We start from the raw sequence: 13,984 nt of genomic DNA on the forward strand, positions 1-13,984 counted from the left end.
ACCCCAGGACCACTGGAATATATGGATTTTTCTGACCATATCACAGTTTCCAGGAACCTCACGAAGCATATAAAAAAGGCGCCCTGCCTTGCAGCAGGGCGCCTTCATCAGTTCCTGGGGTGCAGGATTATTGCGCAGGGCTTTCATCCATGTCGATGACACGGCCCTGCAGCCAGACATAGGCATCCACTTCATCGCCTTCCTGGGGATCGTAATCCCGCAGGACCATCTTGCTGGCGTAGATGGGCAGCACCATGTCCGGACGCTGGTCGAAGGGGAAGCGCACGTACAGGACCTTGATGTCCATTTTTTCCAGCTTCACGTCGTCCACGCGCTCCACCTTGGTGCGCACCTGGTATTCGGCAAAGCGGCGGCCGGGCATGATGAGCTGACGGCCGGTCATGGAGATCTTCAGGGGCGGCACGTCCAGGCGGGTCTTGCCGGGGTTCTCGGCCAGCCACTGGGCGGCCCAGGCTTCGTACTGGGGGCCCTGGGTGATGTTCACGTCATCCAGCAGGGCCTTGCGCAGGGCGATGGCCAGACCGGACAGCAGGAAGGTCTGGGTGACGCCGGGGGTCAGGTCATCCTTGTCGCGCAGATACAGGGGATCATAGAACCACATGGGGTTCTTGCCCTCGATCATGCTCACGGCCACGTTGGCACCGCCCCCCTGGCTCCAGGGATGGATGTCTTCCACGGTCAGGTCATTGGGCAGGCCTTCCAGGAAAGGCACGGCGGACAGGGGCTTGAACTTTTCCCCTTCGTCAGCCTGCATGAGCACGGCAGCACGCGACGGCTGGTCCTTGGGCCAGGCCATGAGCACGTAATCCTTGCCGCTGCGCTTCCACTGCCAGGCGGGGCGGGTGCCGCCATCGTGCAGCACCGTGCCCACCACCTGCGGCATGACGGCCATGGGGTTCTGGCCCAGCAGCACGGCCCAGGCATCGCCCAGGGCCTCGTCATGCTGGCGGTTCTCGCCGCGCAGCATGGCCTTCAGCTCTTCTTCCGAGGGCTGACGGGCAGCGTCGGCGCCTTCCATCTGTTCCGCCTGTTCGGCAGCGGGAGCAGCGTCCTGCACTTTTTCTTCGACCTGTTCGGCCTTGCTCTTCTTGGTCATGGCTCGTGCCTCCGATTAACGACGGTCGCCCCTGCCGCCACGGTCGCCACGGTCGCCGCGTTCACGACGGCCGCCACGATCGCCACGGTCACCACGATTGCCGCGGTCACCGCGATCGCGCTGGGGACGGGCGGTCTCTTCGGGGTTCCAGGGATGGCCCTGTTCTTCCAGCAGCACAGCCTTGCGGCTGGCGCGGATGCGGTCACCGTTGATCTCGATGACCTTGACCACCATGTCTTCGCCCAGACGGGCCACATCGCCGGGCTGTTCCACGCGGTTCACGTCCAGCTGGGAGACATGCACCAGGGCTTCCACGTTGGGCAGCACTTCGACGATGGCACCGATCTCCATGATCTTCTTGACCTTGGCGGTGTAGTTCTTGCCCAGTTCGGGACGCTGGTCATAGTAGGTGACCATCTCGCGGGCCTTTTCCAGGGCGTCGGCCGTGGGGGCGAAGATGGACACGCGGCCGGAATCTTCGATGTCCACGGAGGCGCCGGTGGCGGTGGTGATGGCCTTGATGTTCTTGCCGCCGGGGCCGATGATCAGACGGATGATGTCAGGATTGACGAAGATCTCGGCATGCTGGGGAGCGTAGCGCGACAGTTCCTTGCGCGGCTCGGGCAGGGCCTTGGCCATCTCGGCCAGGATGTGCAGGCGGCCTTCGTGGGCCTGCTGCATGGCCTGGCGCATGATGTCGGTGGTCAGGCCGGTGATCTTGATGTCCATCTGCACGCCGGTGACGCCTTCGGCGGTACCGGCGATCTTGAAGTCCATATCGCCCAGGGCGTCTTCATCGCCCAGGATGTCGGTGAGCACGATGAACTTGTCGCCTTCCTTGATCAGGCCCATGGCCACACCGGCCACAGGGGCGCTGATGGGGATACCGGCATCCATGAGGGAGAGGCAGCCGCCGCACACGGCAGCCATGGAAGAGGAGCCGTTGGATTCCACGGTCTCGGAGACCACGCGCACGGTGAAGGGGAAGTCGGCGTCGGCCGGCATGACGGGACGCAGGGACTTCTCGGCCAGGGCGCCGTGGCCGATCTCGCGACGGGAGACGCGCACGGGCTTCACTTCGCCCACGCTGAAGGGCGGGAAGTTGTAATGCAGCATGAAGCGCTTGGTCACGTCGCCGCTCAGGCTGTCCATGCGCTGTTCATCGGTGGAGGAGCCCAGGGTGGTCACCACCAGGGACTTGGTCTCGCCGCGGCGGAAGATGGCCGAACCGTGGGCGCGGGGCAGCACGCTGGTCTGAATCTGGATGGGGCGCACGGTCTTGGTATCGCGGCCGTCGATGCGCACGCCTTCGTTGACGATGCGGGCACGCACGATCTTCTTTTCCAGGTCGCCGATGATCTCGCCCACTTCCTTCAGGGCTTCGCTCTCGGCCCAGGCGGGGTCATTGAGCAGGGCTTCCATGACCTTGTCCTTGACGGCCTTGCGGGCGTCCTTGCGGGCCAGCTTTTCGGGCACGCGCAGGGCTTCTTCGATGCCGGCCTCGCGGGCCAGTTCCTGCACGCGGGCCACCAGTACCGGATCGTCCTGATGGGGGGTGAAGGGCATCTTTTCCTTGCCGGCCAGTTCGCGCAGCTTGAGCTGGGCGTCGATGAGCGGCTGGATCTCCTTGCGGCCCCATTCCAGCGCGTCGATGATGACGTCTTCGGGCACGAAGGTGGCTTCGCCTTCCACCATGGTCAGGGCATCGCGGGAAGCGGCAAACACGATGTTCAGGTCGCTGCGCTCCTGCTCTTCAAAGGTGGGGTTGAGCACGAACTGGCCGTCGATGCGACCGATGCGGCCACCGGCCACAGGGCCTTCGAACGGCAGGGGCGAGAGCATGACGGCGGCGGAAGCGCCGGTCAGGGCCAGCACGTCGGACTCGTTCTCCTGGTCGGCGGAGATGACGCTGGCCAGCACCTGCACGTCTTCGTTCAGGCCCTTGGGGAACAGGGGACGGATGGGACGGTCGATGAGGCGGGAGACCAGGGTCTCACGCTCGGAGGGACGGCCGATCTCGCGGCGGAAGAAGCTGCCGGGGATACGGCCGGCGGCGTACATCTTTTCGGAATATTCCACGGTGAGGGGGAAGAAGCCCTTGTCGAACTCCAGAGCCTGGGAGCAGACGGTCACCAGCACCACCGTGCCGCCGCACTGCACCCAGACGGCGCCGTGGGCCTGGTTGGCCAGACGGCCGGTCTCGAAAATGATTTCCTTGCCGCCCACGGTAGCCGTGACGCGGGTAGGATTGAAGATATCCTGGTTCATGTGGACCTCGTATGAAGGGGATTCCGGCAAAAGCGGGCAACAGCGCCCCGCTGTGCGGCCCTGGGCCACGGGTGCTGCCCGGTCTTCCCGGACCCCCCTTCCTGCTAAATGTTGTCGTGAGGCGAGATTGCAAAAAGGGGGGGCTTGGCCCCCCCTCTCAAACCATCGTAATTACTTGCGCAGGCCGAGCTTGGCGATCAGCGCACGGTAACGCTGAATGTCCTTCTTCTTCAGGTAGTTCAGCAGCTTGCGGCGCTGGCCAACCAGCTTCAGCAGACCGGTGCGGGAGTGGAAGTCCTTCTTGTGCACCTTGAAGTGACCGGTCAGGCCTTCGATGCGGGCGGTCAGCAGGGCCACCTGCACTTCCGGGGAGCCGGTGTCGCCTTCGTGTTTGGCGTGAGCGTCGATAACCACTTTCTTCTGTTCAGCGTCCATAGCCACAGCAGTTCTCCTTTACGGATGTAAGTTAATTCCAGAGGCCCCTCAGCACGGTCCAGCAGGGACCCTGGGGCGTTTCGGAACGGCGGGCCAGAGCCAGGGGCATGCCCTGACGCTGCAAAAGCGCCTTGTCGCCCACATCGTCGCGGCAGGGGATGGCCATGCCGTTACGGATGCGGGCCTCGGCGGCTTCGTCCAGCTCCAGCACCGGCCAGTGGGGCAGCGCCTCGGCAAGGGGGCGCAGGTGCTTCACCAGCAGGCCCGGATCGGCCGACAGTTCGTCCAGTCCGCAGGCCACTTCGAGACCGAAGGGGTGACTGTACTCCCGGGTCAGTTCCGTGAGCACGGCTCCGCATCCCAGTCGCATCCCCAAGCTGTGGGCCAGGGAGCGTATATAGGTGCCGGAACTGCATGCGACCCGAAAGCGTACAAACGGCAGCTCGACCTCGAGCACGTCCGCTTGCGAAATTTCCATGCTTTTGACCTTTTTGGGCACTTCCTTGCCCTTGCGCGCCAGCTTGTAGAGGGACTGGCCCTCGTGCTTGGCCGCGGAATAGGCGGGCACTTCCTGCTCGTGCAGGGTCAGCCAGTGGGCCACCTCGGCGCGCACATCGGCTTCGGTCACCTGCTGCCACGGGGATTCCGTCAGCACCTCGCCCTGGATGTCCCAGGTATCGGTGGTGAGGCCCAGGCGCAACTGGCCGCTGTAGACCTTGCCGCCGTCGGCCAGAAGATGCGAGGCGATCTTGGTGCCCTGTCCCAGCAGCACCAGCAGCACGCCGGAAGCCATGGGGTCCAGGGTGCCCGCGTGGCCGATCTTGCGCTGGCCCAGGCGCTTGAGCGCCGAGAGGCAGCGGGCCGACGTGGGGCCGGAAGGCTTGTTGAGCACCAGGACGCCGTCCAGCTGGGGCAGCGGTGCCGGTTTGCGTGCGGCGGTGGAAGTCTGTTCGGTCATACGCAAAAAATAATGATAGCAAGCCTGCGGCATGAAGTCAAAAGCGCAGGCATATGGCGGCAGGCAATAGCCTGTTGCGGGCCAAAGGTCAAGCGATTTCCCCAGATTCTTGCCGGCCAGACAGACGTTCCCGTGCCGTTTGCATCGTTCCCATTGCCTGTCTATAGTCACCGGGAGCAAGAGCATCCATCTGCCCGTGGCGGCAGTACGGCAAGGAGACCTACATGGACCTGAAGCGTCTGGAATATTTCTGTGCCATCATCGAAAAAGGGCAGATAAGCAAGGCGGCCCAGTCTCTCCACATCTCACAGCCGCCCCTCAGCATGCGTCTTAAAGAGCTGGAAGACGAGCTGGGCGTGACCCTCATCCACCGGCAAGGCAAAGCCTGGCAGGTGACGCCGGAAGGCAGGATGCTCTACCGCAAGGCCCAGTTCATCCTTTCCTACATGGAAGGGGTAAAAAACGATATAGCCAGCATCGCAGGCGAGCTCCACGGCCGGATCAAACTGGGAGTCTGCCCACCCTGCCGCCAGATGGCCGCCCATGTCATCTCCGACCTCGGCAAAAGCCATCCCCGCCTGCAATTCCGCGTCTGGATCATGGACAACCAGTCCCTGGAACGCCATCTGCAGGAAAGCCATCTGGATTTTGCTCTCGTCCTCCTTCCGGTCAAGGGAAGGAACTATGCTATCCGCAGCCTGCAGGCAAAACCCTACTATGCGGTTTTCGGCAAGGGCATGCCCCGGCCCCGAGCCGGGATCATAGGTGTTGAAGACCTGGCCGGGCTGCCGCTGATCGTACAGCACCGCCGGGACAGTGCAGGCATTAACGCCGTTCTCATGAAGGCCTTCCAGAGGCAGAACAGACAGGCCCATGTCGTATTGGAGACTCAGGATTCCAGCTTCCTGCAGGCTCTTCTGCAGGAAGGCTTCCCTGCCGTGGCCATCCTTAATGAATACGAACTCGAGCGGCTCCCGCCCAATGAGTTCCCTGCAGCCAGGCTAGATGTGGCAGACCTTACTCTGGCCCCTGCCCTGATCAGCCTTGAGAATGCTTATACAAGCCTTCTGGCCCAAAAGGTCATGGACTGTTTTGCGGCCCGTTTCTGACCGCCTGCGGCCGGTCGCTCCGACAGCAGACGGCAGAAACGGTCAAACTCAGAAGCTATAGCCAAAATAGAGCGTGGCGTGCCAGGCGTCCTGACGGCTCATGGAAGGCCCCAGCCAGTCACGTCCGTCCTTCTGCCAGGTATCCTTGTCGAACCCGTTGACGATATAGCCCAGCTCCAGGCCCGCCGTCAGGTTCTCGTACACTTTCCAGTAGCTGTCGAGATTGAATTCCAGCAGGTGGTCAGCCGTGGTCAGGTACATGCCTGCCTTGTTGGGATTGCTGTCGAATCCGTAGTTCCAGGCATCACGGGCTTGTGCATACTTGACCATTCCGGTGCTGTTGGTGCCGTTCCAGTAGGCCACTCGCAGGATATGCTTGAGGTCGGGCAAAAACGATATGTCTTTCAGGCGTACGCCGATGCCCCAGGTGCCGGCATAGTTGCTGCCCAGATCGTTGTACCCTGTAGGATAGGGATTGGCCGCGCCCATGAAGCTGGTGAACTTGCTCCAGGGATCGATGGACGGCATGCGTTCGGAACCGTTCTTCAGGCTGCCGTCATCCCCCGAAGCATACCAGCCGAAAATGCCGGGAGTGCCCCAGTCCAGCCGGTATTCTGCCAAAGCCATGGCCAGCCATCCCTCGCGCCGGGTACTGGCCCTGTCCATGCGTTGCCCGCCGCGCACGGGTATGTCATAGCGGCCCATGGCCTCCACATAGCCATAGTTGATGTCCAGCTCGAAATTCCAAGGTGCAAAGGCGCTGATCCCCACAGGCAGACCGGCCCAGAACATGCTGCCCCACGCCTTGTCCGTATCCCCCACCAGATGAGCTCCCCCAAAAGGATCGCTGCTTAGCGTATAGTGGGGCATGCCGTCCTTCCATATCTTCACGGCACGGCCGTCGGCGGTACTGGGGAACGTATTTTTGCCCCGCAGGCCGAACATGACCCACGGCGACATATCCCACCCATCCTGCCTCACCGGCAGAATCAGGGCGAACAAGTCCATGTTGTCCAGATAGGAGCTCGTACCGTCACCGTTGGCGGCAGTGGCATTGTCATTAAAGGGACGGACCCACAGACCGGTCAGGGACACAGCATCATTGAAACACCAGGAGGCTGTCACGGCGGCAGCGTCCATATTGTCCATGACCATACCACCACCAGCTTTTTTGGGCAGATTGATGTTCTGGATACCCATGCGAACCCGTAACGGCATGCCCGGTACGGCCCAGTCCGTATAGGCCTGGCGCACCTTGACCACTGTCTGGTCTGCGCCCAGGGCAGCACCACTGCTGTCGTTGCCCCACATGAGCTGGCCTATCTCAAAAAAAACCGTTCCTGAAAGAGCCGGTGAAGCCACCGCATCCATCTGCAGACGCAGACGCTGCCGTGCATGGAAGGTATCTTCACTGTCAGCCTTGCGGTCACCGACAGTATCTACCAGATTGTTGTCACCTGCGCTAAAGGCAAACTGCCACTGTCCCTTCACCTTGAAGTCCACGGCCTGGGCCGTAAAGGGATGACAGAGCGCCAGGGTCAGCAGGCACAGCAAAGACAGTATCCTGTTCATGGCGGTCCCTCATGAGGCCCCCTGCATCTGCAGGGGACCTGTCGTGTAAAAGTCATCGGGAAGCTTTTTCCACCGGAGGGCAGCATTGTTGCGTGATATCCTCCGGCACGGGGCCTGATTATCCGATCCAGTTCCGCAACAGTCCCGTATACAGACAGAATTCCAGCCATACGAGCCCAGCCACAGGCAGAAACAGCAATTTCTTAAACAGGACATCAGCCTCGCGCTGGTCCTCAAGCCCTGCAAGGGCCATCGCGCCACAGGTAGAGAAGGGGGAAGAGCCAGTGTAGAACCCACCTACCGAGATCAGCGAGAACAGGATGATGGGCGCGACCCCCGTACTGGAGGCAAGGGGAGCGACCAGCAGGGCCAGCGTGGGAATAACCACACCAAGCGTGGCAACAAAGAAGCTCATGGTGCAGGCCGCCGCCAGCAGGATATAGGGGGCCGCGGCACTGGTCACATTGACCTGCACCCACGAGGAAAGACTGCTGACAAGGCCGCCAGAAACAGCCGTACCGATCAGCGTGCCCATGGCACAGATCATGATTATGATAGAAAATGGCACCTTGCCTATGGCATCTTTTTCCTTGGCCACCCTGCAAATGCTGCACAGTATGATGCCTATGGTGCAGATGACGGTGATGTCGCAAAAGGAGGCGACTTTTTTGACTGCCGCGACATCAGGCATGGTAACCTTGAGCATGGCGGGGATAACAGTGCAGAGAAAGACCAGGCCAACTATCCACAGTGTCTTTTTCTGGACTTCAGTAAAAGGCTCAGGCTTGTCGATCTCCACTTTCTTTGTTCTGTGGCCACCTGTAACAAAGTAAGCGATGACAAAAAATATGGACATGGTTACCAGGGAATTCATGAGCACGTTCATGCACATGGCCATGCCTTCATTATGGAAACCGCTATTCTCAGCTACCTGCTGGATGATTATGCCGCCGACACTGAAGGGAAACTGGGAGCCGATGGTCGAGCCACAGAAGATAAGTACCGTAGCCAGCACCCTGGAAATCTTCGATTTTATACAGATCGTCATCACCAGGGGAGACAGGAATGCAAATGTTGCAGGTGCCCCTGCGCCAGTACCGGCAAACATCATGCAGATGAAAAACAGAACAATGGGCAACAATGCCGGTCTGTTTCGACTACTGTAAATGATTTTCTCCGCCAGCTTAACGAGAGTCCCGTTCGATATGGCGAAGCCATAAAATGCCGTGACGATGAACAGCATCAAAAATAGATATATCGGCCATAGTCCAGCAACTTTTTTTACCGACATATCATAGATGAATACACCGTTCACGAATGCAAACGTCAAAGCAAAGTAGCCGATATTCGTTTTGAACAGGAACCCAAGGACAAGGGCCAGTACAAGGGATATCAAAAACAGCATTTCTGCGCTCATCGCTCTACTCCAGATTGAACAGGCACTTTTATTTTTGCAGTATCATGCCGCTGTTTCCCTATGACGGAATCGATCACGGGAAGCACGGCTAATGCACTCTTTCCTGGAACAGCTTTCAATCCATCCGGTGCAAGAGTGACGGTCTGGAATGTATTCTTGAGCAGGGGCGTAAACGGGAAGTCTCCCCTTCAAGGGGATCCTCAGATATGTTTCTGCCTGGCCATGTGGAAAAAACCAGAAGGACATGCAGATGGCTGTGTCCGAGACTTCACCGTCAACAGGGATATGCAGGCAGGGCGATCAGAACCAGCCACAGCCGGGACGATCTTTCACCATCGTTTTTTAATGCGGCAAATCCGGACACGGCTGCCCATCGCAGTATCCGTGGTCTTGCTCCATGCTTCTCCGACCCGCGATCCCTGCATTTTCTGTCCCCGTACCGTGCTCAGGGTACGGGGACAGGCAATTGCTACAGCATCATGGTCAACGGGAAGCGATAGGCCACGGAACCGGTGCTGCAGGCGATGCGGCAGCAACCGCAATGCCAACACTGTTCGGGATAGGCCACAGCAGGCCCATCCTCCGTCATGGTCAGGATATGGCCGGGGCAGCTCTCCACACACGAACCGCAGGAGATGCAGTGCCCGCAATGGAGGCAACGTCCGGCTTCGCTACGGGCTGCCTTGTCCGGCAGGCCGCCTTCCAGCTCGGCAAAGGCCAGACGGGGCCGGGCTTCACTGGCCGGGACCACAGCCCGGGGCGCATGCGGGTGGTAATCCACATGCATGATCTCTTCCAGCTCCACCACATGGGCAGCATCTAGGGCCGGACGCACAGCCAGAGCCATGCTGCCGTCATCCTCGAACCAGGCATCGATATTGCTATCGGCAGGAAGGCCGGTAAGATAGGCATGCAGGCCCAGCGCCACGTTCCGGCCGCTGCCGATGGCCGACGAGACGAGACCAGGCCCGGTGGCCACGTCACCAGCGGCAAACAGCCCGCGGATGCTCGTCATGCCCGCAGCATCGACAGCCACGCAGCCACGGGGCGTCAGGGTGACGTCCAGACCGGCCAGAGCCGTCAGGTCAGCCTGCAGACCACTGGCGCAAATGACCAAATGGGCGGTAAATGTCGCTTCTGCCCCGGCAGCAACTTCCGTATGGAGCTCACCGGCGGCATCGAAGGAAAATGACGATATGGGTCTGGCCGTGACCTGGAGCATGCCGTCGGCCAAACAGGTGACCGCAGTGCTCTGCATGCTGTTGGCAATGCTGATGCCTTCATCGCGGGCCTGGAGCACTTCCGCTTCAGGGGCATGCATGGCTCCTTCGGCCTCCAGGCAAACCATGCGTACACTGGCAGCCCCCAGGCGACGGGCCGTGAAGGCACAGTCGAAAGCAACCCCGCCGCCACCCAGGATGACCACATCCTGACCTTCCAGGCTGCGGCGCTCCAGCGTGGAGCGCTTCATCCAGCTTACAGCAGGCTGCAGATGTTCCTTGCCCGGGATATCCAGCAAGCGTTCCTTCCACAGGCCTACGGCCAGCACACAGGCATCATGGCTGTCCAGCAGATCCTGCAGGGAGATGTCGCGCCCCACCTGCACATTGGTATGCACGCGCACGCCAAGATCCGCCACGGCCCCGGTCTCGCGGTCCACTACATCCTTAGGCAGACGGAAATCCGGGATGGAGTGTCGCATCAGACCGCCCATGACGGCCGAGCCTTCGTAGACGCTGACCTCATGGCCCAACAGGCGGGCAAAACAAGCCGCGGTCAGACCGGCAGGTCCGGCACCAATGACGGCCACCCGCTTGCCCGAATCGGGCAGAGGACGCAGTCTGGGGGCATGACCATTATCCGCTGCGTAACGCTCCAGACTGTGGATGGCCACGGCCTCATCGTAGCCGCAGCGGTTGCACTTGCCTTCGCAGGGATGCGGGCAGACCCGACCGGTGATGCCGGGAAAAGGATTCTTGGCATGCAGGGACAGCAGGGCCTCATCCACGCGGCCTTCGGCCAGAAGGCTGTGCATGCGCTGGATGTTGTTGCCAGCAGGGCAGGTGATCTCACAGGGGGACGTACGATTCTGCCGGATGCTGCCGCGCATGTTGACGACGGCTTTTTTCCATTCCTTGCTATAAATGGGAGGCATGACTTTTCCTTGTTGTTGGCTGTGAATGCAACTCCGTCCGTGGCCTGCTACTGCAGCCAGAACACCTCAGGCCCTGCCGTGCCCTTGCGGACGGCAAGGATCTTTTCGTAGGCGGGATCCTTTTCAGGGTAGTCGCTACGACGGTAGATACTGCGCCCGCTCTCTTTCCGTTCCCGGGTACAGAGCGTGGACAGACGACAGCTTTCCAACAAATGCAGTGCCTCGTGGGCCATCATGAGCTCATGCATGTTGCCCGCACGGACCTTGTCCGCATAGCCGGACAGGAAGGCCAGGCGCTCCAAAGCTACGTCAATCCCCTTCTCGTTGCGCACGAATCCCATGTAGTACGACATGACCTGGCGTACCGAAGATTCGAACATGGCCTGGGGCACAGCATCTTCCAGCGGTGTCAGGGGCGTGAAGATCCGTTCGCATTCATGCTCAATCTCGTCCTCCAGCCCCTTCAGCCCTGGAGCCGTGCCTAAGTTTGCGGCGGCCGATTCGCCAGCCAGATAACCGCTGCACATGGAACCGGAGAACGTATAGAACACACAGCCGTTGTAGAGACCGGGCAGACTGCTCATGAACGCATCGTCCGTGGCCAGCATGCCGCTGAACTCGATCTCGCCGATCTCCACTTCCATGGGCGCCTTGGCAAAATCCACACCACGCTGCTCGCAATAATCCAGGAACGTCGCCTTGTCGCCGGGCATGAGCACATACTGCAGGTGGTGCAGAGTCTCGGCGTCGATATGGCGCATCTCCATAACGAATGGCGGGCCATTCCCCTCGATCTGTTCCTGATACGTGCCGCCGATCTGGAACTGGCGAGGACAGTTTTCCATCTGGGGGTGATACTTGGGCATGAAGCGCTCGCCCAGGGCGTTGAGTTCGTGAGCGCCGGCGCCGTTGATGCCGTTCATGCCCGCACAGCCGAAGCCCTTGGGTACCAGGGTGGCCTGCTGCTTGAGATCCATGTTGATGATGGTGGCACCGGCCTCGTAGGCCAGCACGTACTGGCTGCCAGTGTTGAAGGGACTGTGCCAGGTATTGTAGGGATTGCCTGTAGAGTTGGCGGTAGCGCGGTTGCAGCTGTTGCCCAGCGCCATGATCACCGCTGCCGCCGAGATGACGTAACAGGTACCATCCAGCACATTGTACCCAACGGCCCCGGCTGCCCGGCCATCACGGACCAGCAGGCGGGTGATCATCACATGGTCCAGTACATCCGTCCCAAGGGAACGAAGGTGCCCGGCCACAAGACGCTTAATACGCTGGCCTTCTGCAATGTTGATGTGCCAGGCCGGTTCACCGCGACCGGCCGTACGCAGATAGCCGCCATCAGCACGATGCAGCAGCTTTACGCCCAGCCCTTCGAGAAAGTTCACCATCAGAGGCATGGTCCTGCCCCAGCCCCGCAACATGCTCTCGCTGAAACCGCTGCACGGTTTGAGATAGAAACGGACCAGGTCATCCACAGTGTCATCCGGGTCGTTTGTCCCCAACACTGCCAGAAAATGGTCGTTGCCGCCGCCCAGACAGCCGGAGCTTTCCAACTTGCCCTTGTCCACCATCAGTGTGCGGATGCCCGCCCGACGGGCGGCCAGAGCCGCTCCGCAGCCGGCTGCACCGGTACCAAGGACGAGCAGGTCGGTTTCCAGGGTCACGATCTTGCGTTCGCTATCCATCCACTTCTCCTATGGCGGTTGCCCGCAAAGAATATCTTTCTCCGGAGGGGTCGCCCCGCTTCCGGTCACTTCGTATTTTTTTTCACTAGTAGTTTTTATCCATTCTATAAAATACTTTAAAAATCTATTTTGCATATCAAAAAAGGAGAGTATTGCTAAAAGAATGATAAAATATCTTCTCTTTGCCCGTTCACATGAAATCTGGCAAAGAGAGATATTGTGAGATCAACCATTCGCAAGGACCTTGAAACCACCTGAGATTTACGTTTGAAACGGGCAAACCAGTGTCTTTGGCGGGCATTATTTCGTTCAATTCGCACGGTTCCCCGTTTTCCTTGAATGAGGTCGTCCTCGGGTATTTCCCGTGGATATACTTTCCAGTTGTCGGTACAGAAGAACCAGACAGACCAACGGCGAAGCCTTGCCATCAATCTTGCAAGAGTGCTTTGGTCACGATTGCCACATTCCCAGTCAATGAGTTGACCGGTATCGCGACAATAAGCTTTCCAGAGCCATAGTTTGTTTTTTTTGAATGCAAATAGTGCCACATCTCATCAAGTTCTATGATGACAGCTTCCCCAGGAGAAGGCTTTTCATAAGTTTTTTCAGCGAAATCCCGGACCCAACGCATGACGGTCGATGTTGCAACTCCATAAATACGTGCTATGGCATTAAACGAAAGGCCCAAAGTATAAAGCAGGATGGCCATTGCCTTTTCCGTTGCCGGTCGTCCTCTGGGAGTGTCACGGGTAAATTGAAAACCGCAGTCTTTGCAGCGAAATCTCTGACGCTCCAAGTGTCTTCCATTCTTCACAATCCGCTCTGACGCACATTTTGGACAGTATTGCATAAAGAACTCCTTAACTGGAGTATACCATTATAACATTCTTTATGCAATACTCTCCAAAAAAGAATATATTAGCTGGCAAAAAAGCACGGTCCGGCACAGGGGCGACCGGCCGGAAACTAGCGACAATGCATGCTTTAGGGTGGAGCATACATCCGCCATACGGAGAAAGGTCCAATGTGTCCGCGGGATGACCAAAAGGCTCGTGCAGGAAAAGACAGAGAGGATGTGGCGACGGGAAAGTTCCCGCTGCCGTCAGGTACAAAAAAGACGGGCCGGGGATTCTCCCGACCCGTCTTGCGGTGCTGTAAAAAAACTATGGGCTTCGGCCTCGGTATCTGCCGCTAGACCGGACATTCGCAGCAGCCATCCGGCATCCCGATACGCCGGGACAGCCCCGGCACGCTGTCTGCCTAAA

General features: G+C 59.4%; 10 protein-coding genes. 1 reads left to right on the top strand and 9 read right to left on the bottom strand.

The genetic code is table 11. The features are described 5' to 3' along the window. Positions 1-127: 127 nt before the first annotated feature. From Q4I12_RS03680 to truB, 4 genes are all read right to left on the bottom strand, one after another. Positions 128-1,117 (bottom strand): hypothetical protein, encoded by a 990-nt coding sequence (locus tag Q4I12_RS03680; RefSeq protein WP_168935828.1) that lies wholly within the window; start codon positions 1,115-1,117, stop codon positions 128-130. Between the two features lie 15 nt (positions 1,118-1,132). Then, positions 1,133-3,385, bottom strand: coding sequence for a polyribonucleotide nucleotidyltransferase (gene pnp / locus Q4I12_RS03685; RefSeq protein WP_204626447.1), 2,253 nt, complete (start codon positions 3,383-3,385; stop codon positions 1,133-1,135). A 171-nt stretch (positions 3,386-3,556) separates the two neighbouring features. Next, the gene (gene rpsO / locus Q4I12_RS03690) at positions 3,557-3,826 is read right to left on the bottom strand and encodes a 30S ribosomal protein S15 (protein WP_040369636.1); all 270 of its coding nucleotides are present in this window, start codon (positions 3,824-3,826) and stop codon (positions 3,557-3,559) included. 25 nt (positions 3,827-3,851) lie between these two features. Beyond that, on the bottom strand, positions 3,852-4,778 hold the full coding sequence (gene truB, locus Q4I12_RS03695) for a tRNA pseudouridine(55) synthase TruB (protein WP_006006655.1): 927 nt from the start codon (positions 4,776-4,778) through the stop codon (positions 3,852-3,854). A 224-nt stretch (positions 4,779-5,002) separates the two neighbouring features. Between truB and Q4I12_RS03700 the strand changes: the two genes are divergently transcribed. Next, entirely contained in the window at positions 5,003-5,887 is an 885-nt protein-coding gene (locus tag Q4I12_RS03700) for a LysR family transcriptional regulator (RefSeq protein ID WP_302260610.1), read from the top strand. 48 nt (positions 5,888-5,935) lie between these two features. Here Q4I12_RS03700 and Q4I12_RS03705 read toward each other — a convergent pair whose 3' ends face one another. From Q4I12_RS03705 to Q4I12_RS03725, 5 genes are all read right to left on the bottom strand, one after another. Further along, complete coding sequence (locus Q4I12_RS03705) at positions 5,936-7,459, bottom strand: outer membrane homotrimeric porin (protein ID WP_302260613.1); 1,524 nt, start codon at positions 7,457-7,459, stop codon at positions 5,936-5,938. Between the two features lie 118 nt (positions 7,460-7,577). Continuing rightward, positions 7,578-8,876 carry an SLC13 family permease gene (locus Q4I12_RS03710; RefSeq protein WP_302260615.1) on the bottom strand — a complete coding sequence of 433 codons (1,299 nt, stop codon included), beginning with the start codon at positions 8,874-8,876 and terminating at the stop codon, positions 7,578-7,580. Between the two features lie 469 nt (positions 8,877-9,345). Next, on the bottom strand, positions 9,346-11,031 hold the full coding sequence (locus Q4I12_RS03715) for an FAD-dependent oxidoreductase (protein WP_302260617.1): 1,686 nt from the start codon (positions 11,029-11,031) through the stop codon (positions 9,346-9,348). A 47-nt stretch (positions 11,032-11,078) separates the two neighbouring features. Beyond that, on the bottom strand, positions 11,079-12,719 hold the full coding sequence (locus Q4I12_RS03720; RefSeq protein ID WP_302260620.1) for an FAD-binding protein: 1,641 nt from the start codon (positions 12,717-12,719) through the stop codon (positions 11,079-11,081). 155 nt (positions 12,720-12,874) lie between these two features. Next, positions 12,875-13,569 (bottom strand): IS1 family transposase gene (locus Q4I12_RS03725; protein ID WP_302259955.1). Its coding sequence is split into 2 segments (ribosomal slippage): positions 12,875-13,251 and positions 13,251-13,569, totalling 696 coding nucleotides; the frame shifts between segments, so codons are not numbered across the junction. Between the last annotated feature and the right edge of the window lie 415 nt (positions 13,570-13,984).

The organism is Desulfovibrio piger, assembly GCF_951793255.1.
Classification (GTDB): Bacteria; Desulfobacterota; Desulfovibrionia; order Desulfovibrionales; family Desulfovibrionaceae; genus Desulfovibrio.

Coding starts and splice junctions, on each gene's coding strand:
- Q4I12_RS03680 (WP_168935828.1), bottom strand. CDS start 1,117: ATGACCAAGAAGAGCAAGGCCGAACAGGTCGAAGAAAAAGTGCAGGAC.
- pnp (WP_204626447.1), bottom strand. CDS start 3,385: ATGAACCAGGATATCTTCAATCCTACCCGCGTCACGGCTACCGTGGGC.
- truB (WP_006006655.1), bottom strand. CDS start 4,778: ATGACCGAACAGACTTCCACCGCCGCACGCAAACCGGCACCGCTGCCC.
- Q4I12_RS03700 (WP_302260610.1), top strand. CDS start 5,003: ATGGACCTGAAGCGTCTGGAATATTTCTGTGCCATCATCGAAAAAGGG.
- Q4I12_RS03705 (WP_302260613.1), bottom strand. CDS start 7,459: ATGAACAGGATACTGTCTTTGCTGTGCCTGCTGACCCTGGCGCTCTGT.
- Q4I12_RS03710 (WP_302260615.1), bottom strand. CDS start 8,876: ATGAGCGCAGAAATGCTGTTTTTGATATCCCTTGTACTGGCCCTTGTC.
- Q4I12_RS03715 (WP_302260617.1), bottom strand. CDS start 11,031: ATGCCTCCCATTTATAGCAAGGAATGGAAAAAAGCCGTCGTCAACATG.
- Q4I12_RS03720 (WP_302260620.1), bottom strand. CDS start 12,719: ATGGATAGCGAACGCAAGATCGTGACCCTGGAAACCGACCTGCTCGTC.